The sequence below is a fragment of the Nguyenibacter vanlangensis genome (assembly GCF_038719015.1).
GTDB lineage: Bacteria > Pseudomonadota > Alphaproteobacteria > Acetobacterales > Acetobacteraceae > Gluconacetobacter > Gluconacetobacter vanlangensis.
In genome coordinates this window covers 3,621,345-3,643,358 of the sequence record NZ_CP152276.1, presented here as the reverse complement: position 1 = coordinate 3,643,358, position 22,014 = coordinate 3,621,345, and the positions used below count along the sequence as shown (strand labels likewise).

Annotated in this window: 22 protein-coding genes; 10 read left to right on the top strand and 12 right to left on the bottom strand. The window is 62.1% G+C overall.

What is annotated here, in order from left to right; all coding sequences use genetic code 11:
* The first annotated feature begins 235 nt into the window (after positions 1-235).
* The 3 genes from AAC691_RS16960 to AAC691_RS16950 are packed head-to-tail and all read left to right on the top strand — an operon-like array spanning position 236 to position 5,605.
* On the top strand, positions 236-2,536 hold the full coding sequence (locus AAC691_RS16960) for a TonB-dependent receptor domain-containing protein (RefSeq protein ID WP_342627767.1): 2,301 nt from the start codon (positions 236-238) through the stop codon (positions 2,534-2,536).
* A gap of 10 nt (positions 2,537-2,546) precedes the next feature.
* Positions 2,547-3,836, top strand: a complete 1,290-nt coding sequence (locus tag AAC691_RS16955) for an MFS transporter (RefSeq protein ID WP_342627766.1) — start codon at positions 2,547-2,549, stop codon at positions 3,834-3,836.
* On the top strand, positions 3,833-5,605 hold the full coding sequence (locus AAC691_RS16950) for a gamma-glutamyltransferase family protein (RefSeq protein ID WP_342627765.1): 1,773 nt from the start codon (positions 3,833-3,835) through the stop codon (positions 5,603-5,605). Before AAC691_RS16955 ends, AAC691_RS16950 begins: the two co-directional genes overlap by 4 nt.
* Here AAC691_RS16950 and AAC691_RS16945 read toward each other — a convergent pair.
* Positions 5,587-6,510 carry a LysR family transcriptional regulator gene (locus AAC691_RS16945; protein WP_342627764.1) on the bottom strand — a complete coding sequence of 308 codons (924 nt, stop codon included), beginning with the start codon at positions 6,508-6,510 and terminating at the stop codon, positions 5,587-5,589. The genes AAC691_RS16950 and AAC691_RS16945 overlap by 19 nt on opposite strands.
* 344 nt (positions 6,511-6,854) lie before the next feature.
* On the opposite strand from AAC691_RS16945, the gene AAC691_RS16940 reads away from it, so the two are divergent.
* Both AAC691_RS16940 and AAC691_RS16935 read left to right on the top strand, forming a co-directional pair.
* The gene (locus tag AAC691_RS16940; RefSeq protein ID WP_342627763.1) at positions 6,855-7,055 is read left to right on the top strand and encodes a hypothetical protein; all 201 of its coding nucleotides are present in this window, start codon (positions 6,855-6,857) and stop codon (positions 7,053-7,055) included.
* Between the two features lie 115 nt (positions 7,056-7,170).
* Complete coding sequence (locus AAC691_RS16935; RefSeq protein ID WP_342627762.1) at positions 7,171-8,493, top strand: LLM class flavin-dependent oxidoreductase; 1,323 nt, start codon at positions 7,171-7,173, stop codon at positions 8,491-8,493.
* 42 nt (positions 8,494-8,535) lie between these two features.
* On the opposite strand, the gene AAC691_RS16930 is transcribed toward AAC691_RS16935, so the two are convergent.
* Positions 8,536-8,754: a hypothetical protein gene (locus AAC691_RS16930; protein WP_342627761.1), complete on the bottom strand. Its 219-nt coding sequence runs from the start codon at positions 8,752-8,754 to the stop codon at positions 8,536-8,538.
* A gap of 17 nt (positions 8,755-8,771) precedes the next feature.
* On the opposite strand from AAC691_RS16930, the gene AAC691_RS16925 reads away from it, so the two are divergent.
* From AAC691_RS16925 to AAC691_RS16915, 3 genes are all read left to right on the top strand, one after another.
* On the top strand, positions 8,772-8,987 hold the full coding sequence (locus AAC691_RS16925; protein WP_342627760.1) for a TonB-dependent receptor plug domain-containing protein: 216 nt from the start codon (positions 8,772-8,774) through the stop codon (positions 8,985-8,987).
* 153 nt (positions 8,988-9,140) lie between these two features.
* The gene (locus tag AAC691_RS16920; RefSeq protein ID WP_342627759.1) at positions 9,141-9,311 is read left to right on the top strand and encodes a hypothetical protein; all 171 of its coding nucleotides are present in this window, start codon (positions 9,141-9,143) and stop codon (positions 9,309-9,311) included.
* Between the two features lie 96 nt (positions 9,312-9,407).
* A complete protein-coding gene (locus AAC691_RS16915; RefSeq protein WP_176639173.1) occupies positions 9,408-9,596 on the top strand; it encodes a YqaE/Pmp3 family membrane protein in 189 nt (62 codons plus the stop codon).
* A 339-nt stretch (positions 9,597-9,935) separates the two neighbouring features.
* Here AAC691_RS16915 and AAC691_RS16910 read toward each other — a convergent pair whose 3' ends face one another.
* The 3 genes from AAC691_RS16910 to AAC691_RS16900 form a co-directional block, all read right to left on the bottom strand.
* On the bottom strand, positions 9,936-10,613 hold the full coding sequence (locus AAC691_RS16910; protein WP_342627758.1) for an HAD family hydrolase: 678 nt from the start codon (positions 10,611-10,613) through the stop codon (positions 9,936-9,938).
* Between the two features lie 117 nt (positions 10,614-10,730).
* On the bottom strand, positions 10,731-11,066 hold the full coding sequence (locus AAC691_RS16905) for a cupin (RefSeq protein WP_342627757.1): 336 nt from the start codon (positions 11,064-11,066) through the stop codon (positions 10,731-10,733).
* On the bottom strand, positions 11,063-11,611 hold the full coding sequence (locus AAC691_RS16900; protein WP_342627756.1) for a cysteine hydrolase family protein: 549 nt from the start codon (positions 11,609-11,611) through the stop codon (positions 11,063-11,065). Before AAC691_RS16900 ends, AAC691_RS16905 begins: the two co-directional genes overlap by 4 nt.
* 94 nt (positions 11,612-11,705) lie before the next feature.
* On the opposite strand from AAC691_RS16900, the gene AAC691_RS16895 reads away from it, so the two are divergent.
* Positions 11,706-12,650, top strand: coding sequence for a helix-turn-helix domain-containing protein (locus AAC691_RS16895; protein ID WP_342627755.1), 945 nt, complete (start codon positions 11,706-11,708; stop codon positions 12,648-12,650).
* Between the two features lie 157 nt (positions 12,651-12,807).
* Here AAC691_RS16895 and AAC691_RS16890 read toward each other — a convergent pair whose 3' ends face one another.
* On the bottom strand, positions 12,808-12,909 hold the full coding sequence (locus tag AAC691_RS16890; RefSeq protein ID WP_342630255.1) for a hypothetical protein: 102 nt from the start codon (positions 12,907-12,909) through the stop codon (positions 12,808-12,810).
* Between AAC691_RS16890 and AAC691_RS16885 the strand changes: the two genes are divergently transcribed.
* Entirely contained in the window at positions 12,862-13,056 is a 195-nt protein-coding gene (locus tag AAC691_RS16885) for a hypothetical protein (RefSeq protein WP_342630311.1), read from the top strand. The two genes, AAC691_RS16890 and AAC691_RS16885, sit on opposite strands and share 48 nt — an antisense overlap.
* Here AAC691_RS16885 and ppk2 read toward each other — a convergent pair.
* From ppk2 to AAC691_RS16855, 6 genes are all read right to left on the bottom strand, one after another.
* Positions 13,023-13,862 carry a polyphosphate kinase 2 gene (ppk2, locus tag AAC691_RS16880; protein WP_342627754.1) on the bottom strand — a complete coding sequence of 280 codons (840 nt, stop codon included), beginning with the start codon at positions 13,860-13,862 and terminating at the stop codon, positions 13,023-13,025. The two genes, AAC691_RS16885 and ppk2, sit on opposite strands and share 34 nt — an antisense overlap.
* Before the next feature lie 84 nt (positions 13,863-13,946).
* Positions 13,947-15,599, bottom strand: coding sequence for an efflux transporter outer membrane subunit (locus AAC691_RS16875; protein ID WP_342627753.1), 1,653 nt, complete (start codon positions 15,597-15,599; stop codon positions 13,947-13,949).
* An 11-nt stretch (positions 15,600-15,610) separates the two neighbouring features.
* A complete protein-coding gene (locus AAC691_RS16870) occupies positions 15,611-16,735 on the bottom strand; it encodes an ABC transporter permease (RefSeq protein ID WP_176639167.1) in 1,125 nt (374 codons plus the stop codon).
* Between the two features lie 2 nt (positions 16,736-16,737).
* Positions 16,738-19,524 carry a ribosome-associated ATPase/putative transporter RbbA gene (gene rbbA / locus AAC691_RS16865; protein ID WP_342627752.1) on the bottom strand — a complete coding sequence of 929 codons (2,787 nt, stop codon included), beginning with the start codon at positions 19,522-19,524 and terminating at the stop codon, positions 16,738-16,740.
* 237 nt (positions 19,525-19,761) lie between these two features.
* Complete coding sequence (locus AAC691_RS16860) at positions 19,762-20,760, bottom strand: HlyD family efflux transporter periplasmic adaptor subunit (protein ID WP_342627751.1); 999 nt, start codon at positions 20,758-20,760, stop codon at positions 19,762-19,764.
* Between the two features lie 369 nt (positions 20,761-21,129).
* Positions 21,130-21,897: an SDR family oxidoreductase gene (locus AAC691_RS16855; protein ID WP_342627750.1), complete on the bottom strand. Its 768-nt coding sequence runs from the start codon at positions 21,895-21,897 to the stop codon at positions 21,130-21,132.
* Positions 21,898-22,014 lie beyond the last annotated feature (117 nt).

Below are 22,014 nucleotides of genomic sequence, written 5' to 3'. Positions count from 1 at the left end.
GCGCTTGTGCCCCGTATTGCGCCTAGGTGACGTTCGGTCATCGATTAAAAAATCAATAAAAACATTACATTATACACCTATATCGGTTTTTGACCGAAAATTTTTTCGTTGCATATCCGACTATTATCTCATATCGAAATATCCATATCGATCATATATTGCATAATCCAATAGGACGGGATGCATGGCCAGTCATAGAACTGCTCGCACAGCGCACACGCGCAGGCTGCACCTGATGCTGTCTGCCCTTGGCATCACGCTGACCGTTGGAGCACCCTTTTCCGGAGCCCGTGCGGCGGGCACCGCGCCTCATCCCAGGAACAGCAGCAGCCAGGGCCACGCTCCGCGTGCCAGGCAGGGTGCGGCCCGTGCCCCGGCCGGTCAGGCCGGTAGCGACGAGGCGGAAGCCATCAGCGTGAGCTCGGCGCGCCGTGCCTTCGGTTTTTCGAAGGCGCAGCATGAAGCGAACTCCGTCACCCATATTTCCGCCGACACGCTGCTCAACAGGGGCGTGTTCGACGTCAAAGGTCTTCAGCGTGTTGCGCCGAACGTCACCATCCAGAGCATGAACGGAACCGGCACCACCAACTTCTTCATCCGTGGCATCGGCTTCAACGATTTCACGCAGAACAACATGTCTTCGGTGATGACCTACGTCGATGACGTCGCGTTTCCGCTCAGTACCATGATGGGCGGCCAGATGTTCGACCTCTCCAACGTCGACGTCACACCCGGTGCGGTCGGATTTACCCACGGCATGGCGGATACGGGCGGCGAGGTTTCCATCCACACCAACGATCCCACACCCCGCTGGCATGGCGGCGTCACGGAAGATATCGCCAGTTATGCCCGGTCGAGAACGGATCTGTTCATTTCCGGCCCCATTGCCCGCAATCTGTCGTTCCGTATTGCCGGCCAGACCGTTCATGGCGGCGGCTGGCAATACAATCCGCAGAACGGCAGCCATCTGGGGAATGCCAATGACGGCGCGCTGCGCGCAAAGCTGAAATGGGCCCCGAACGAGCATACGACCATCAAGCTGACCGGCCACTGGATGCAGGATGACGATCAGGTCGTGACGGGACGCCCCGTGCTCGGCTTCGTTGCGTCCCAGCCGATTCCGCAACTCGGATACCAGCAGGCCCAGTGGAGCCTGCGTCCCCAGTTCGCGCAGATGATCGGACGGCCCGCCAGCCTGATGCCCAGGGAACATAATACGCTCTGGGGCGCCGACCTCGACATGGGCCATGATTTCGGGAAGGTCACGCTTTCGACCATCAGCGCCTATGAGACGGAACGTATCGCCGAATACACGGATCAGGATGCGACGGCGCTTTCCACCGGCGACACGTACCGCAATATCGTCGCCAATGTCTTCTCGCAGGAAGTGCGGCTTCGCAATTCAAGCCCCGGCGACCGCCTGCAATGGGATGTCGGCGCGTTCTATAACCGCACGCGCATGCTGCAGAACTATTATTTCGATTTCACGGACTATCTGCCACAGCGCGGTTATCTCAGCGAGACCGCCTTTCGCTCCACCCAGCAAAGCATTTCTGAATACGGGCATCTCAGTTACAGGCTGCCCTACCATATTACACTGTTCGGGGGGCTCAATCATACGCTGGACCAGCGCGCCCTGCTTGGCCTCAGCACCCAGCATTTCGGCATCAACGACAAGCAGTTCAACAACGAATCGACCCTCTCGGCGCAGGTCTCGGGCGTTCTGGGCGTGCAGTGGCAGGCGACGAAGGGAACATTGCTCTATTTCAAGACCAGCAAGGGTTTCAAACCAGGCGGTTTCACGGCCAACAATACCGTATCGCAGGCACAGCTCGCCCCGTTCGAGCCTGAAACTGTCCTGGCGTTCGAAGCGGGTTTCAAGAGCGACCTCATTCCCAACCATCTGCGCCTGAATGCTGCCGCGTTCTACGATGATTATCATGGGCAGCAGGTCGTCGGCACCTTCCTGGTGCCGAGTTACGGACCGCTGTCGCAGATCGTGAATGCGCCGAAATCGGATATCTGGGGCTTCGAGACGTCCATCGAGGCGCATCCCCTTCCGCATGTCTTCCTGACGCAGAATCTCGGCTGGGAGCGCGGCACCTATCAGGTTTTCAACAATATCGACCGCGGGCGGACCAATGCCTATTTCGCGCGGACCGGCATCTGGAAGGGTTTCTACGACAGTTTTGCCGGTGTCGATTCCGGTATCCCCAAACTGACCCTGAACGGCGAGGTAGATTATCGCAGCGACGTCTTCACGCAATACAATATGGAAGGGGGCGTGGACTGGATGTATCGCGACAGCCAGGCCATCACCCCTGGCGGCGTGGGCGTCTATCGCCTGCCGACCTATTTCCTGCTCGGAGCCCATGTCACGTTCCGGCCGAAAAACGGCCCGTGGTCGGTCACGGCCTATGCGAGCAACATTCTCAACCGGCAATATGCGGAAACCGCCGGAAATGCCTCCACCACCTATTTCTACATTCCCGGACCACCGCGTTTCATCGGCGGCCGCATGTCGCTGACATATTGAGGCCGACTGCATGAGCCCGACATCCGCATCGTCCCGCAGGAACATCGTTGGCGCCGCCGTCGGAAACGCCTTTGAACTGTTCGACTTCACGGCCTATGCCACGTTCGCGACCGTCATTTCGCACATCTTCTTCCCCGCGGAGCATAGCGATACGGCGCTGCTGCTCACGCTGGCTACCTTCGGCATCGGTTTCCTGGTCCGACCTCTCGGTGCCTTTCTCATCGGTGCCTATGCGGACCGGTATGGCCGCCGCGCCGCCATGACCCTGACTGTCTGGGTCATGGCGGCCGGCAGTGCGATCATCGCCTTTCTGCCCGGATACGCATCGATCGGCATCCTCGCCCCGCTCGCCCTTATCGTAGCCCGGTTGTTGCAGGGGTTCGCCGCGGGCGGGGAACTGGGTGCCGCCACGTCGATCCTTGTGGAGAGCGCCCGCGAAGAGCGGATGGGCCTTGCCGGAAGCTGGCAAACCACCGGGCAGCACCTCGGCGCGCTGATCTCCGGCCTTCTGGGGCTGATCCTCTTCCTTGGTTTCGACGAGCATACGATCCGCGACTGGGCGTGGAGACTCCCCTTCGTCTTCGGGATGCTGATCGCCCCGGTCGGGATCTATCTTCGGAAAACGCTGGAAGAAACCGTGCCATCGGAAGAAGAGCGCCTCTCCTTTTCCGATTTCCTGCGGCAGTTTCACAACCATGCCTTCAGGCGCCTGCCAATCGGAATCGTCTACGAGGCCGGAAGCACCATCCAGCAATATTTCTTCCAGTTCGTCGTCACCTATGCCGTCCATACGCTGCACATGCCGATCCGCAAAGCGCTGCTTATCAATATCAGCAATGGGCTTGTCGGGTTCGCGGGGTCGGTCGCTGGCGGGCTGCTTGCAGACAGACACGGTGCGCGCCGGGTGATCATCATTTCCAGACTGGTGAATGCTGCACTTTATTTTCCCGTTTTCTGGCTTATGCTCCAGGCGCCCTCCCTGGAGAGCCTTACCCTTGCCTGCGCCGTTCTCATGATCGGAAATGCCATATCGGGTGGTGCCGGGATGGCGTTCCTCGCCTCGCTGTTCCCCAGGGAGCAGCGGGCCTTCGGCATCGGCCTGTCCTATTCCATCGGCGTCACCCTGTTCGGTTCCACCGCGCAACTGGTCTTTGCATGGATCATCGGCGTGACGGGCGGCAGGTTGTCCTGGATCGGATATGTTATCGCTATCTGCATCCTTTCCGCCGTGATTCTCATGACCGCGCAGCGCGTCACGAATGTGCACATTGCAAGCAAGAAGAAAGCAAGAGCAGCATGACTCCCTTCCTGACACGCCCGGAACTCTGCGGCTCCTTTGGTGCCGTCGCCTCGACGCACTGGCTGGCCAGCGGCGTCGGACAAGCCGTAATGGAACAAGGCGGGAATGCGTTCGACGCTGCCGTCGCTGCCGGATTTGCCCTCTGGGTTGCGGAACCGCACCTGAACGGGCCCGCCGGGGACGCTCCCATCATCATCAGTCACGCCAGGACCGGAAAGCAGCATGTGATCTGCGGGCAGGGTGTTTCGCCCGCCGGCGCGAGCGTCGGCGCCTATCATGCCCTGGACCTGGATGAGATTCCGGGAACCGGGCATCTGGCCGCCGTCGTGCCCGGCGCCTTCGATGCCTGGTGCCTGATGCTGCGCGATTTCGGGACATGGGATTTCGCCGATGTCATTGCATATGCGATCTTCTATGCCGTGCAGGGTGTGCCCGTCATGCCCCAGATGGTTGCGACCATCGCCAGCGTGGAAAGCCTCTTCCGCGACCATTGGCCCGAGAACGCGAAGACCTTCATGCCCGACGGCGTCGTTCCGGCCGCGGGCACGCTCCTGCGGCGGCCGGTTCTGGCGGAGACCCTGAAACGCCTGAAGGACGCTGCAGCCGGCACGACACGCGAGGAGCGCATCGATGCCGTGCGGCATGCATGGTATGACGGCTTCGTCGCGGAAGCCATCGACCGCTTCTGCCGGGTTCCGATGATGGACAGTAGCGGAACGCCCCATGCTGGGTTCCTGAGGTCGACCGACCTGGCCGCATGGCGAGCCACCCTGGAAAACCCCGTCTCGCTGCAGGATGGCCGGTATACCGTCCTGAAATGCGGCCCGTGGAGCCAGGGACCGGTGTTTCTCCAGCAGCTTGCCCTGATGCAGGGATTCGATGTTGCCGGCATGGACCCGTGTGGCGCTGATTTTCTCCACACCGTGACCGAATGCGCCAAGCTGGCCTATGCCGACCGTGAGGCCTTCTACGGCGATATTTCGGACGTGCCGCTCGCGACGCTTCTCTCTGCGTCCTACAACGATGCCAGGCGGACCCAGGTCGGAGAGCGAGCCTCGCTGGAGCTACGTCCCGGCCGGCCGGACGGTAGGGTGCCGGAGTCCGGATTCCTGCCCACCAGCCGCGGGGATGGTCGCATTGCGAGCGGTGTCGGCGAACCGACCGTCTCGAACATGGGCGTCACGAAAGGCGATACCTGTCATGTCGATGTCGTCGATGCCGAGGGCAACATGGTCAGTGCCACGCCGTCGGGCGGATGGCTCCAGTCGGCGCCGGTCATACCGGAGCTTGGTTTCGGCCTGGGCTCGCGCGCCCAGATGTTCTCGCTGCGGACGGGGCATCCGAACGTGCTGGCGCCGCGCAAACGCCCCAGGACGACCCTGACGCCCAGCTTCGCGCTCAAGGACGGAAAGCCCTGGATGGCCTTCGGCACTCCCGGCGGCGACCAGCAGGACCAATGGTCGTTCATCTTCTACATGCGCATGACCCGCTTCGGCATGAACACCCAGCAGGCTATCGAGGCCCCGAGTTTTCATAGCGAACATTGGCCAGGCAGTTTCTGGCCCCATGACGCACATCCGGCACGTCTGGTCGTCGAAGGCCGTTTCGGCACGGATGTCGTGGACGATCTCCGTAACCGTGGCCATGATGTCGTGGTCGGCGGCGACTGGAGCGAAGGGAGGCTCTCTGCCATCCGTCGCGAGGCGGACGGCAGGCTGTACGCGGGTGCCAATCCACGCGGCATGCAGGGCTATGCCGTCGCCCGCTGAGGAGCGGCAAGCGTCGCCGGGATCTCGCACCCGTTCGGCGCAACCCGCGAAACATTTTCCACCAGCGTGCGTATCAGGGCCTTGACTGCCCGCGTCGAGCGCCCGGGCACCAGAAGGAACTCCATTTCCGGAAGCGGTGGCAACTCTGCCGCTTCCACCGGAACGATGCTGTCGTCGATCAGCAGCGCGGACTGCATGAAGACCCCGTAGCCGGCCCTGACGCCTGCTATCAGCGCACTGAGATGGTCACTGACGAAGGAGAGCTGCCAGGCCAGGCCCGCCTGGTTCAGCGCCTCGATCGTCCGGCGGCGGTTCAGGCTTTCCTTCTCGTACGCCACCAGCGGCACGGGGTTTCCCGCATGCAGGCCGAACCCTCTGGCGCCGAGCCAGCGCAACCGTTCGCGCCACAGCACGCATTCTCCCTCGAATACCTCGCTCGACGGCAGGAAGCGCTTGGTGCAGGCGACGTCCAGTTCCCCCGATTGCAGGCGGCTGTTCAGTTCCGAACTCAGCCCGACGACCATCGAGACGTGGACGCTTGGATACATGATGCGGAATTCCCGCAGGACTTCGGGCAGGTGGGACAGAACCAGATCGTCCGATACCCCGAAGCGGATATGGCCCGAGAGGAAGTCGGGCTCGAACTCGTCAAATGCAGCCTCGCATGCGGCGAGGATTTGCTTGGCATGGGGCACGAGTATCTGCCCGTCTTCGGTGAGTCTCGTGTCTTTGGTGCTCCGCTCCAGAAGGGAGCGGCCGAGGATCTTTTCCAGCCTGTTGATGTGCTGGCTGATCGTGGACTGGCTGACTCCGCGCATATGAGCCGCCGTCGTGAAGTGAAGCGTGTCCGCTACGGCCAGGAAAGACCGAAGCAACTGAGGATCCAGGTCGTGGTGGCGGGACATACGCAGTCGTCTTTCGGTCTATCCGGTGTATTCGTGTCCACAGGACAGTTTCCGTAGCACACTCGTTCCCGGGCTTCATATCGGTGATCTGTCCGTGGGGATATACTGCTGCGGGGCAGGAAGCCTGGAGGCGCGCGGTATCTCTTCGCGCTGTTCGGGACTGTCAGGAATTTCGTGTGCGATGCGTTGCTCACGTTGTTGATCAGACGGTGGCGCGTGCGAAGCGGTCACCGAAGAGAATGGCGAACTGTGCCTTTGCCATGGACCATTTGCCCCCGCAGGGCGACGGGCGTTCGCCCGGGGGGTAGGACGCTGGGGGATGGGCGGCGCGCCGCAGCTACCGGGTGCAGCCGATCACCCCGCAGGCCCTGGCCGCCCAGCAGCGGATCGCCGATTTCTTCACCGCCCAGGGAGTGGTCGCCCCCGTCCCGATGTGGCGCGCATGCCGGTCCGGCACCCGGCGCCGGCATAGCCCCGCAGACCGCCCGGATAATCCGGTAAAATTCATCGGATACATTAATATTGCCAATATAATGATCGATTAATATAGAATAAATGTAAAAATTAAATTTGTCTTCACGTCATCGTCATGCGTGACTTCTTGTGATTCCGGCTGCCGCAACCCGTCGCCGGCCTTTCCGATCGCAAGAAAGTACCTTGATGACCGAACCGAAACGCACCTTTGCGCTTGGCGCCTATCTGACCGGGTCGGCCACCAACGGCGATGCCTGGCGGGCGCCGGGCGAGGATGTGGACGCCGACATCACGTTCGCGCGCTATCGCGATTACGTCGATCTGCTGGAACAGGGGCGCTTCGATTCCATTTTCCTGTACGACAACGTGCTGCCGGTACCGGACCCGGCGGCGGTGGCCGACACGCCGGCGCTGCCGCGCTGGGACACCTTTACCCTGCTGGCGGCGCTGGCGGTCACGTCGCGCCATATCGGCCTGATCGGCACCGCCAGCACCAGTTTCAACGAACCGTACAACATCGCCCGCCGCGTCGCCTCGCTGGACCGGCTCAGCGGCGGACGGGCGGGCTGGAATGTCGTGACCGCCACCGGCGGGGGCGAGAATTTCAACCTGCCGCGCCATCCGGACCATGCCGACCGCTACGAACGCGCCCATGAATTCGTCGATGTCGTCACCGGACTGTGGGACAGCATCGCCCCCGGCGCCTTGCTGCGCGACAAGCGGAGCGGCCGTTGGCTGGACCCGGCGCTGGTGCGGCCGCTGAATCACAAGGGGCGTTTCTTCAGCGTCGCCGGCCCGCTGAACGCGCCGCCGCCCGTCCAGCGCCGCCCGGTGCTGGCCCAGGCCGGGGCCTCGGGGCCGGGACGGGACCTAGCGGCGCGCATCGGCGAGGTCATCTACACCGCCGAATACGACCCCGCCGCCGGGCGCGCCTATCGCGCCGACGTGCTGGACCGCGCCGCCCGCCACGGGCGGGGGGAGGCGCATCTGCGTATCCTGCCGGGCCTGGCGCCCTTCGTCGGCGAAAGCGACGACGACGCGCGCGCCAAATTCGAGACCTATCTGCGCTATCTGGACCATGGCGACAGCCTGCGCGGCCTGTCGGCCTATGCCAGCCTGGGCGTCGATCTGTCGGCATGGCCCCGGGACCGCCCGATCGAACTGGGCGAGGTCGCGGAAACCAACAGCCATAAGAGCCGCCAATCGCTGATCGTGGACTGGATCCGCCGCGACCGCCCCACCCCGCGCGACGTGCTGCGCCACTTCACCCGGGGCGGGCACCGCATCATCGTGGGCACGGCGCGCGAGATCGCCGACGATATCGAAGGCTGGTACCGCACCGGCGCCGCCGACGGCTTCAACATCATGTTCACCTCGGCCCCCGACGGCATCCGTGATTTCGTGCGCCTGGCGGTGCCGGAACTCCAGCGCCGGGGGTTGTTGCGCACCGATTATACCGGCCGGACGCTGCGCGAGAATCTGGGCCTGCCGGACCCGGCCACGCCCTGACCGTCCGCGCCCGCAGCCCCCCATCGGGCCCGCATGCCGCAATCAATCGAGCAGACGAATGCAATCGACAAGAAAGAATCGCGCCCCCACGCCGCCCTCCATCGAACGGACCGCCACGCGCCTGATCCTGGCCTTGGCGTCGCTGCATCTGTCCACGCCGCGCGCGATCGCGGATGACGGCACGGCGAAGGCCACGCCCCGGCCCGCGCCTTCGGCATCCGCGCCCGGCGAGGCAGCCCGGCGGCGGACGGTCGCGAACACCGCGCGCCCCGCGCAGCATGTCGCCGATCGTCATCGTGTCGCGTACCGACCTGACGCGCACCGGCCAGCCCAACCTGCGCAGCGCGCTGGCCCTGCTGGATCCGTCGATCAACAACACGCCCGGCTATCCCGGGCAATTGGGCTTCACGACCAAGACCGCGTCCCTGCGCGGCCTGCCGTCGAACGAAACCCTGGTCCTGGTCAACGGCAAGCGGCGCCACACCATCGCGTGACGGCGCCATGCCGATCCCGCGTCGCCTGTGCCTCGCCGGTGCCGGGGCCCTTGCCGGCCACGTCTTCACGGCCGGCGTGCGACGGCATGAGCGCGGGCCCATCGTGACCTGTATGCCCGGACCCTGGCCAAGATATCCCATCTGCCCGACGCCGTGGCCCGGCGGTCCGTCGCGGCCAGCCGGCTGGAGGACGTGGCGATCGACGACGGCGTCATCCGCGACACGGCCGCCCTGTATGGCAGGCTGGCCGCGTACGGGCTGATCGCGAAGGGGCTGGACATCAGGGCGGCCTTCGATCCGACCGTGCTGGGGGGCGTCCTCTGACGGCTTGGCGCGCGGCATGGCTTGCCGCCCCGCGCGGCGTCGCCTAAACCGGTCAGGCCGGCGGCCGGCCCCGCCATCCAGCGTTGAGGACCATCGATGCGCCTGCTTCTCGCCCTCGTGCTCCCCTGGCTTCAGTTCTTCACGATCGGGCGCCCGGTCGCGGGAATCATCTGCCTGCTGTTGCAGATCACGGTCATCGGCTGGATTCCCGCCGCGATCTGGTCGGTCTACGCGCTGAGCCAGTACAAGACCGACCGGAAGATCCGCGACGCCATGCGGGGCTGACGGCGCGCCGCCGCTTGCGGCCGTCTTTCCGCGTGATCCTGACCGGGTTTTCCGCCAGCCACGCCCGGATATCCGCGGTCGAACACATCCAGCCGGCGCGCTTGCGCCAGGCGCTGGGCTACTGCACGCCGATGGCGGTCCGGGAAGACAGCCTGGCCACAGCGATGCCTGGGGAGAAAGGATCCGCAGAGCCAGATCGTCCAACTTAGATTCGGCCGCCGCTGGTCCTCAGGATGGGGGCCACTTCGGTATTGGCTACACAGTCTGTCTCATAGGAATGCATGGCCTCTCGGGATTCCGTGCGAAATCGGTGCCGATGCGCGCGGAGCGGATTTTATATTACTTCAATATTTCGAAGGATGATCGCTCGTTTTCATAGAGATCATCAAAATCTCTATACATCACGACACCAAAATTTTCCAATAATTTCTTCTTCCCACTATCAATTCCAAAAAATTCATACCCCAGATTACGGGCGGTTGTCAGATCCCAAACACCGTCACCGATCGAAATAACATGATGGGGTTTTTGCCCTCCATTTGCGGCGGAACCGAGTTCGACAGCACGGCCAACGATTTCTTCACGCGTCTCGAATTCAGATGCCGTAACCAATATTTCTGACTCACCATCGAGACCGATCACTGAAAGCTTATGCAAAGCACCGTAGCGCAGACTTCCCGTCGCGAATACGACAATCCAACCTTGCTTACGCATATAGTCAATGAAGCGGCGCGCACCTCTGATCTCGGAGAAGGGCGTTTTCCTAACGGCTTCATCGTAAAAGCGTGCATATTCTCTTTCAAGTCGAAGCATATCTGCCTTCCCTTCAAGGTTGGCCTCTTCCCATGCTTCAGTCAGAATTGCACTATCGGAGTGATGCCTATAACTGCTCCAATCGGTTCGAAGTGCGGGAAATTTGAAATTTTGTAAAGCAGATCCGAATGCAAACTGATGCACACTTACGCTGTCCGTCAATGTACCATCGATATCAAAAACAATGACGTTTTTATTTTTCATTATGTTAATTCTCCATCATTATTATGAAATCACCAGAATATTCCTCATGCTGGAGAGAGACGCGCCCCTCGTTTTCGCGTCGATCCATACCGGGCAGTCCGGACGTTCGCGCGATGCTCATATACTGTCCTTCCGTTCGACGACGAGAATCCGCGCAGCCCCCAGTGGGATCGCCTTGTGCTCATCACCCTCGTGAGCACGGAAAATATCGCCAGGTTCCAGGCGGAACACTTGTTTTCCACCGGAATGCCGCAGATGCATTTCAACCACCCCATCGAGCACTGCGAACACTTCCGGACCGTCGTTCACGTGCCAGACATAGGGATGATCGGTCCAGTGGAGACGAACGGTGACATCGGCGAAGCTCTCAAGCTCCAGCGCATCCCATGCCTTGCTGCCAGTGTAGTCTCCAGCCCGGATGACGCGGGCGATGGTGGCTTCGTTGTCGTTCATGTTCCGAGGCCTTCATCCGTAGACAGCACTGTCGCATAGGCGAAGGACAGCGCGGCCATATAGGCGGCGTGGACATGCGCCGCAGGAACTGCGACCCCATTGAACGCGAGGTCGCGGGTGGCAACGGCGTCGTGGATCAGAGTCACCTCATAGCCGAAATCCACCGCCGCGCGGACAGTCGCGTCGATACAGACATGGCTCATCGCGCCGAGGATCGTCAGTATCCTGATGCCCTTCTCATCAAGCAGCGCCTTCAGAGGCGTATCCCGAAACGCGTTCGGGTGATGCTTGAGCATCACCGTCTCATCCTCTCGCGGCGCGACGATGGCGTTAATGTGCGCACCGTCCGACCCTGGCGCGAAAAACGGCGCATCCACCGTGGGAAACTCGTGCCGGATATGAATGACCGGCAATCCCCTCTCCCGGAAGGCCGCCAGCACGCGTGCCGCATTGGCGGCGGCTTGCTCGATACCGACCAGCTCCCAACGCCCGCCGGGGAAATAATCGTTCTGGAAGTCCACGATGATCAGGGCCTTGTCCGTCATATCCGCTTCCTTTTGCTCTGATGCGGCCAGAATAGCGGCGCTGTGACCGCCGCCCCAGTGGCGGGAAAGACAAAATCATGGTCATATCCGACACATGACGACACAGGCGCTGCATGAAATCGTTCTCGTCGCCTATCCCGGCGCGCAGCAGGCTGCCTTGCACGGCATGGCCGATCTCTTCGCCGTCGCCGACGAACGGGCCCGAACGCATTTCGACCGGCACGGGCCGTTGCTCCGCGTCACGACAATCGCGGAGGACCGGCGCCCTGCCACGGCGCCTGCCGTGATCATCCTTCCCCCTGCCCTGAGCGGATCACCCGTACCCGAGACAATGGGCGGCCTTCTGGCATGGATGCGAACCTGCCACACGAACGGCACGATCCTTGCCGCCGTGTGCGCCGGCACGTTCCTGCTTGCAGCCACCGGCTTGCTCGACGGTCGGCCAGCGACGACGCATTGGCAGTCCGCCGAGCGGCTGCGGGCCTTGTATCCCACCATCCGTGTCGATCCCGACCGGCTGCTGGTGGACGACGGCGACATCCTGACCGTCGCAGGCGTGATGTCCTGGCCCGATCTTGGTCTTCGCCTCATCGAAAAACTGCTGGGACCGGCCGTCATGGCCGAGACGGCGCGCGACCTGCTGATCGACCCACCGAGACGCGACCAGCGCCATTACCGCCAGTTCGTCCCGGTTCTCACCCATGGAGATCGCGCGATCCTGGCCGTCCAGCACTGGTTGCGTACGGATGCGGCCCGCGAGGCAAGCGTTGCAGAAATGTCCCGCGTTTCGGCGCTGGGGGAACGGACTTTCCTGCGCCGCTTCCGTAGGGCGACCGGAATTGCGCCGAGAGAATATGCCCAGCATCTGCGCGTGGAGCGCGCGCGGGACCTTCTGGAAACGACCGTGCTCTCATTGGACCGGATCGCGTGGGAGGTCGGCTATCAGGATGTCGGCGCATTCAAGAAGCTCTTCCTTCGGCTCACGGGCCTCTCTCCCGCCGAATACCGCGAACGGTTCATCGTCAGGCCGACTTCCTGACCGTTGCTTCCTCCAAAGCAAGCACGACCCGTCGGGGCAAGTGACGATCGCGGTGGGTCATCAGGGGCTGGATAGACCCATTTATGATGCCTGCACCAAGAAATCAGTCTTCCTGCCTTGCTTCATTTCCAACCGCAAACATGCTCTTGAAAATTCCTTAATATTGAAGGCCAGCCTTTCCTATTGCGCATAGGAAGAAGACACCCTTGAGGTGGACGCGATAGAGGGCATCGAACGCGTCTTCGGTGGTGTTCTCGATGCTGTCATGATGCGCGGTGCCGGCATTGTTGACCAGACAGTCGAGCGGAACCCGGCAACACAAGCCCGTGCGGAGATGATCGCGCTGATCGGCAGTCTGGCGAAGGTGCCCCGTCAAAACAATTCGGGAATCAGCTTGGATGTGTAATCGGGTTCGACGTAGCCATTGGCCTTGTCGCGTTTCGGAAGTTCGACCTTTCGGCGCGGCGTCTTGTCATAGGGGATCCGTCCCAGCATATGCGTGATGATATTGAGGCGTGCGCGCTTCTTGTCGTCGGATCGGACCATGTACCACGGAGCCCACCCCGTATCCGTTTTTTGGAACATCTCGTCACGCGCGCGCGAATAGGCATGCCAGCACGAATAGGATTTCAGATCCATTTCGGAGAGCTTCCATGTCTTGCGGCCGTCATTGATCCGGGATTCGAGACGCCTGGTCTGTTCGTCCCGACTGACCTCGAGCCAGTATTTCAGGAGAATGATTCCGGAATCGACCATCGCCCGTTCGATCAGGGTTACGCCCCTGAAAAACGCCTCGACGTCCTTCTCGGTGCAAAAACCCATGACCCGCTCGACGCCGGCCCTGTTGTACCAGCTTCGGTCGAAAATTACGATTTCCGATGCCGCCGGCAAATGCGCCAGATAGCGCTGCACATACATCTGCGACTTTTCCCGCTCGGTGGGCGCCGGCAGCGCCACGACCTGGAAGGTGCGCGGACTGACCCGCTCGGTGATCGCCTTGATCACACCGCCCTTTCCGGCACCGTCGCGGCCTTCGAAGACAATGCAAATCTTTTTCTTCTCGCGCCGGACCCACTCCTGGAGCTGCACGAGTTCGACATGGAGCCGCGCCAGTTCCGCCTCGTAATCTTTCCGGCGCAGCTTTTCCGTTCCAGGGGAACCGTCCTGGCTGAGCGTGGCGTCGGAGGCTGAAGATTTTTCGGTCTTTCCCATGAGTTTCTCCCCTCGGAGGATCTGGAGGCGGTGGCGTGGACCACGAACCTCGGTGCCATTTCGCCGCGCGTTACGAGCGACCTGTCACCAGATGGGCTTTCGCAGAATCGGGGCTTTTCCCGCCGGGGTTGGGGGCGCCAATTCGTCCGTCGCCGGCGGTGGGTGGGCCGGCAGCAATTTTCCCCAGTTGGTACGACGCGCCATTTCGGCCTGCATGGCTTCGGGTATGATCGGCTTTCCTGCCCCGACCTCCCACCCCCCGCCCAAAGCCTTATAAAGCGCGATGAGATAGGTCGCGATGGAAGATTGCGTATCGGCCAGCCTGTTTTCCGACTGCAGAAGAATCCGCTGCGAATCGACGACGCGCTGATAATCCTCGGCTCCTTCGCGATACCGTGTCAGCGACAACTGCACCGAGCGTTGCCCGGCCTGCACGGATCTTTGCGCATTGATTGCGCTGTCCTGCGCCTTGAGAAAACCGATCAGCGCATCCTCGACCTCGCGCTGGGCCTTGAGCACGGTATCTTGGTATGTGACGGCCGCCTGTTGAAAACGCGCGTCCTGCGCCCGGACGTTATTCGTTAGCCGTCCGTAGTTCAGAATGGGCCATCTGAAGCCCGGCCCGGTCGTGAAGAACCGGCTGCCGGGTGCGAGGAAGGTGGACATGCTGCTGCTTTGCACGCCGATCTCGCCGAAGAGCGTGAACCTTGGATAGAGGTCTGCCTTGGCGACGCCGATGCGCGCGCTCTCCGTTGCCGCTCTCAACTCGGCGGCCCGGATGTCCGGTCGCCGCCGCAGCAATTCCGCCGGTATTCCGACTACCACCCTGCTGGATGCCGTCGGGATGTATTGCGGGCCGTACAGCAACGCGTCGACGCTGCCCGGGGGGCGCCCCAGCAGCGTGCTGAGAGCGTTTTTTGCCTGCTGTTCGCTGGATTGCAACGGCGCGATATCGGCAAGCGTGCTCTCCAGCAATGTGCGCGCCTGGCTGGCGTCGAGTTCGGAGGTGGCACCGTTGCGAAAGCGCGACGTGGCGATGTCCAGGCCCTCTCTCTGGACGCGGGCGTTCTCGCGTGTGATCTGAATGAATACCTCGTAGGTGCGTATCATGGCGTAGGTGCGTGCGACCTCGGCAGTGAGCGAGACCAGTGCGTCGTCATAATCCGCGACCGTGGCGCCCATGTTGGCGCCGGCGGCCTCGACATTGCGCCGGAAGCGCCCCCAGAAATCCAGTTCCCAGCTTGCGTCGAAGCCGAGAGCGAAGCTGGCGAAGGAATGCTGGAGATTGGCCTGGTTGGCAAGACGCGAGCTGATCAGGTTTTCCTGCGCAGCGCCGAAGCCCTCTTGCGTTTGTGGATACATGCTGCCGATCGCGACGCCCAATTGCGCCCGGGCTTCCAGAATCCTGAGGCCGGCAACCCGGACCGGCAGATTCTGCGTCGCGGCGATCTGGATCAATCGATCGAGCGTCGGATCGTTGAACGTTCGCCACCAGTGACTCATCACGTCGCCCGTGGTCACGACCCGTGCATCGGTGCTTTCGATCCAGTTGTTCTGAATTTCGGGTTTCGGCGCGACGAAGTCGGGCCCCACGGCGCAGCCATTCAGCATCAGCGCCATCCAGAACGCCGCAATTCCGCCCCCGAGCACGAGAGGCGCATGGCGAGCCGCGCGCGCTGCATTCCGACGATCGCCCATCACCCGCCGCTCTCCGTCACATGGCGTTGCGCCGTTCATCGCTTTCGGTCCTACTTGGTCACGGCTATCGATTTTCGAAAGAGCGCCAGACTGTAGACAAAGAACGCCAGGCCGATTGCGCCGACCATTGCGAATTGACGCCAGACGGCGTCGATTCCGCCACCGCGATAAATGATCTTTTGGGAAAAGCTGACGAAATGACGCGATGGAAGAAAGAAGGTCATGTACTGGAGCCAGGTCGGCTGGCTTTCGACAGGAGTGGATCCGCCGGAAAGAAGTTGCAGCATGACGTTGACAAAGATGATCAGAAGCGCGAATTGCGCCATCGAACGGGAAATCGTGCCCAGGAAGAGACCCAGCGCCGTCGCGAAAAACAGGTAGAGCAGAACGCCCAGGAACCACAGGGAAATCGAGCCGGCAAACGGCACGTGCAGCGCCTTCATGACGATGAGATAGAGGGACAGCGCCGTTGCAACCAGAATGACGAGACTGTTGGCCCAGACTTTTGCCATTGCGATCTCGAAGGCCGTCAGCGGCATCACGAGCAGATGCTCCAATGTTCCGTGCTCGCGCTCGCGGATCACCGCGGCACCGGTCAGGACAATCGTGAGCAGCGTGATCTGATTGATGATCGCGACGACGCTCGCGAACCAGGATGTCTCTCCGTTGGGATTGAACAGCCGGCGAATGACCAGATTGATCGCCGGTTGCGCCGATGCGTCGGAGCGCCTGAAAAAGCTGGAAATGCGATCGCCGATTATATTTTTGATATAGCCGCCGCCGATGGCGGCCTGCTGCATGGCGGTCGCGTCGATGTTCAACTGCACGTCGGGGTGGCGCCCCGCGCGCAGATCGGCTTCGAACCTCGGTGGAATCACGACGACGAACATGAACCGTCCCTCGTCCATCGCGGTTTCGACGTCCGCCGCGGCGATCGCCTGGGGCGTCTGGAAGCGCGGCGGATAGAAGGCATCCATCAATTGTCCGGACAATGCGGACCCGTCCTCGTCGGTAAAGGCGATCGACGCGTTGTTGACCTCGCTGGATGTGCCGGTAGCCTGAGCGTAGATCGCCCCTGTGAACGAATACGCGACGAAGAAGATCATCACCAGGTCGCTGCCGACGCTTCGCAATTCCTTGATGCCGAGCCAGAAAATGTTGATGAGCGAGGACACCGCTACTTCTCCTGCTTCCTGAGTATGAGCGCGCTCACGGTCCAGAGAACGGGAATGCAGCACCCGAGGAAAATGACGTCCTGCATCAGGAGATCCGCGCCGAGGCCCTTGGTGAAGGCGCCCTTGCTGGCATGCATGTAATAGGTCGTGGGCCAGATCGTCCCTACGAATCGCGCCCGGCCCGCGAGCGTCGAGACCGGCTGCAGGAAGCCGGAAAACTGTATGGTGGGCAGAAGCGTGATGATCGTCGTTACGAAGACGGCGGCGACCTGGCTGCTGGTGAAGGTTGAGATGACCATGCCGATGCCCGTCGTGGCGACGACATACAGCAATGTGCAAAGCGTCAAAACCAGAAAGCTGCCTTTGAGCGGTACATCGAAGACGATGAGGGCCATCGTCACCAGGACGGCATAGTTCATCATGCCGATCGCGACATAGGGAAGCTGCTTGCCCAGGAGATATTCGAGCCGGCCGGTCGGCGTCACGTAGAAATTGATGATCGAGCCCAGTTCCTTCTCCCGCACGACGCTGACCGCCATCAGGATCGCCGGGATGAGGATGAGCAGGATCGGCGGGATGCTGGGCACCATCGCATAGACGCTTTCGAACGTCGGGTTGTACATATAGCGGTCCTGGAAATTTGCGGTGTATTTCTGCGGGGTGATCTCCAGCCCGCTTGGGGGATTGCGCAGGATCTCGTCCTGGACGCCTTGAACATATTGCGCGATGGTTTCGCCACGGAACGTGTCCGCGCCGTCTATCTCGGCAAGAACTTCCGGCCTTGAGTCCCTGCGGAGATCCCGGCCGAAATTCGGAGGCATCTCCAGAACGAGCGAGATCCTGTCCGACTGCATGCGCGCCAGCGCATCGCCGGCCGAGCGGACCGGAAGCATCTGCGTGAAATATCGCGGCGTGCCCTCATATTGTTCGAGATAGGTCCGGCTTTCAAACGTCTGGTCGAGATCGAAGGTCGCATAACGAATATGTTCGACGTCCGTGGTGATTCCGAACCCGAAGATGAGCATCAGCAGGGCCGAGCCGACAAAGGCGAAGGCCAGGCGGACCGGATCGCGCAGGATCTGCATCGTTTCGTTGACGCTGTAGGCGAGCAGCCGCGTCAGACGCAATGAAAGCCCGGAGGGCGCCCCATGCGGCGGCGCGGCGGCTGACGGCGATCCGCCGATGTCCGGCTTCGCCTCGCCCTGCGCGCCGGACGCCGCCTCTCCGATCGCATCCTCCATATAGGCGATGAAGGCGTCTTCCAGGGTGGTAGCGTTTTGCGCCTCGATCAGTTTCCGCGGCGCGTCGGCGGCGAGGACCCTGCCCGCATGCATGAGCGAGATTCTGTCGCACCGCATTGCCTCGTTCATGAAATGCGTGGTCACGAAAATCGTAACGCCCTGCCGGCGCGAGAGGTCGATCAGCAATTCCCAGAAACTGTCGCGTGCAACGGGATCGACGCCCGACGTGGGTTCGTCCAGAATGAGCAATTCCGGGCCATGCAGGACAGCGACCGCCAGCGACAGGCGCTGGCGCAAGCCCATGGGCAACGCGCCGGCCAATGCGTCGAGATAGGGGCCGAGCCCGAATTTCTCGACAAGCTCGTCGATCCGCGCCTTGGCCCTGTCGGGCGGCATGTGATAGAGGCGCGCGTCGAGAACGAGGTTCTGCCGGACCGTAAGCTCGCCATAGAGCGAGAATGCCTGCGTCATGTAGCCGATGTTCTTTCGCACCACGATGCTGCCGGCATCGACCGACTGACCAAACAGCCTGGCGCTGCCCTCGGTCGGCGGCAGCAATCCCGTCAACATTTTCATGGTCGTGGATTTGCCGCAGCCATTGGAGCCGAGAAAGCCGAAAATCTCTCCACGCTCGATCGTCAGGGAGACATGATCGACGGCGACGAAGCTGCCGAAGCGCCGCGTCAGCCCTTCGGCGTCAATGGCGATTTCGCGCTTGCCGGCCGGCCGCGGCGGTATGGCGAGATCGACGTGGCCGGTGCGTTTTTCCTCGGGCAACAGGGCGATGAAGCATTTTTCGAGGTCGGTCGTGCCGGTTCGCGCCATCAGTTCCGCGGGGGTGCCCGTCGCGAGAACACGTCCGGCGTCCATGGCCACGATCCAGTCCCATTGCTGGGCCTCGTCCATGTAGGCCGTCGAGATGATGACGCTCATGCCGGGGCGCCCGGCGCGGACCTCGTCGATCAGCGCCCAGAACTGCCGACGGGACAGCGGATCGACGCCGGTCGTCGGTTCATCGAGAATGAGCAGGTCGGGGTCGTGCACCAGCGCGCCGCAGAGCCCCACCTTCTGTTTCATTCCACCCGACAGCTTGCCGGCAGGACGGTCGGGAAAGGGCGCAAGCCCCGTGCCGTCCAGCAATACCCTGATGCGGGCCAGGCGCTCGGCGGCGGTCAGGCCAAAGAGCCGGGCCATGAAATCGACGTTCTCTTGTACGCTGAGTTCGAAATAGAGATTCTTGCCCAGGCCCTGCGGCATGTAGGCGATCCGCGGGCATGCCTCCCGCCGGTGCCGCAGATCCGCGATGTCCCCGCCCAGGACGATCACTTTGCCCCGTTGCATCTTCTTGGATCCGGCGACCAGCGCCAGGAGCGTCGATTTGCCGACGCCGTCCGGCCCGATGATGCCGACCATGCGCCCGGCGGGAATATCGAGGGAGAACCCATCGAGCGCCGCGACCCCGCCATAGCGATGGGTGACGTCCTGTATGGACACCACCGGCACGCTGGCGGACATGGCAGGCGACGCATGAGGCGCAGTGTCTGACATGGATTGGTTCTCTGGCGTGTTACGGCGGCATCGTCGCCGTCGTGACGCTTCGTTGATGTTTATTGCCCCGGCGCCTGCCAGTTGCCGGCGTGAATGCGCGGCAGCTTCCGCCCTTTACGATTCGACCGGTGCCTGGAGCATTTCCACTGAACCGCGGATCAGTGGAAATGCCCTACATTGTTATTTTATCGTGCAGTTTCACCCGTTCAAACGAATCCGTTCGAACGGGACCGGCCTCTATCCTCCGTCTTTTGCGGGAGATATGGCGTGCTCAAGCGAGGCCGGCCAGGCGGTCGCTTGATCTATTTTCACGTAGCCGACGCCCCGCACGCCGGTCTTGACGACGTCGATATAGGACTCCACCGTCTGCTCAGGCACGCGGATCTTGACCCGGAACATCAGCTTCTCCCGCTCACTGCGGGTCTCGACCTGTTTGGGTGTGAACTGCGCTTCGGGCGACACGAAGCTGACATATCCCGCGACGGGGCGATTGGGGAGAACGTCGAGCACGATCCGCGCCTCGGCGCCGATTTTCACCTTCGCCGCCTGCTCCGACGGGAGGAATATTTCCATGTACACGTCGTTCAGGTTTACCAGCGTCAACGCCTTACCGCCCGGCCCCAGGACCTCGCCAACTTCGACCAGCCGATAGAGCACTCTTCCCCTGACCGGCGATTTCAGCGTTGCATCGTCAATTCGGGTTTGGATCGTCGACACCTGGGCCTCGGCGACTTTGACCTGTTGTTCAATCGTGCGTAACTGGGCTTCGTTTTCCTGAAGTCCGGCCGTCGTGGTCTGTACCGCCGTCCTACGGACGTCGAGTTCCCGTTGCGAACCGGCACGTTCCGCGACGAGCGCGCTACTGCGCCTGACCTCGATATTGGCGAGATTGATCTCGCTTTGCGTCTTGATGATCGCAGCCCGGACCACGGCCACTTTTTCCTGCGTCGCCGCGACGTTCAACTTTGCCTCTTGAAGCTGCGCCTGCAATGTGGACGTATCCAGCAGGACCAGAACCTGGCCCGGGTTGACCAGATCGCCCTCATCGGCGCGGATTTCCTGCACCCGGAGCGCTTCCTTGGCGGTGATATCGACGAGTTTTGCCTCGATCCGTCCGTTACCCGATGCGATTCCCTTCGGCAGCGCCGACTGCATCTGCTGCCAATATTGGTAGCCGAAATAGGAGGCGACCAGAACAACGGCCGCCACTATCCACAGGAGCGACTTTTTCGACATCGCCGCGAATCCTCCGGGGATGATTTTCTCTGCAGGGCAAGCCGGCTGCCGTTCCCTCCTGCCTTGACGCGATCCGGCCGTCTGTCCTCGGCCTCGACGCAAAAGCTTATATCGGCAGGATGAGTTTCCGTGCGCCTTTCACGATTTCGAGTTACCTGGAGCGTTTTCACCAAACACCGGTTCGGGAAATGCTCCAGGTTATTATTTATCGCGCATCTTCACCCGTTCAAACGCGTCCGTTTGAACGGGATCCGCTCTGATTTGTCGGAAAACGAAACGCCGCCCAAATCCGCCCCCAGCGCTGATCCGCCGGACCCGATGGATGGCGCCTCGGACAGTCGGAGACGCCGGCGGGCGGGCCTTAGACGATCAGATCGACATGCCGCCGGAGACTTCGATCCGCTGGCCGTTGACCCAACGGTGGTCCTCGGACAGCAGCGAGGCGACCATCGGTCCGATATCGTCCGGCAGGCCGGCGCGGCCGAGGGCGGTCATGTCCGCGACCCGCTTGTTGAATTCGGGGTTGTCGCGGACCAGGCCGCCGCTGAAATCGGTCTCGATCGCGCCGGGTGCGACGACGTTGACCGCGATCCGGCGCGGGCCCAGTTCCTTGGCCATGTATCTGGTCAGGATTTCGACGGCGCCCTTCATCGTGCCGTAGGGCGCGCGGCCGGGCATGATGACGCGGGTGAGGCCGGACGAGATGTTGACGATCCGGCCGCCATCATTGATGAGCGGCAGCAATTTCTGCGTCAGGAAGAAGACGCCCTTGAGATGGACGCGATAGAGGGCATCGAACGCGTCTTCGGTGGTGTTCTCGATGCTGTCATGATGCGAGGTGCCGGCATTGTTGACCAGATAATCGAAACGCTGTGCGCCGAGGCCGGCCAGCGCCTGCCGCGCGTCCTGCACGAAATCGCCGAAGCCCGCCGTATCGCCGGCATCGAGTTGCAGGGCGACGGCCCTGCGTCCCGCTTCGGCCGCCAGGGCGGCGACCTGTTCGGCTGCCGCCCGATCGGCGTGGTAGGTGAAGATCGCATCGACGCCGCGCCTGGCGAGGTTCAGGACGATGTTGCGCCCCAGTCCCCGGCTGCCGCCGGTGACGAGCGCGATTTTACCTGTGGTTTGACGGGTCATGGTTTTTCCCTGGAAGCTGTTCCGGTGAGGCTGTTCCGGTGCCGAGCCTATGCGCCGGGCCCCTGGTTCGGCCATGCCGGAACCCGCCCATTTCTTGCCTGATTCCACCTCGGCGCT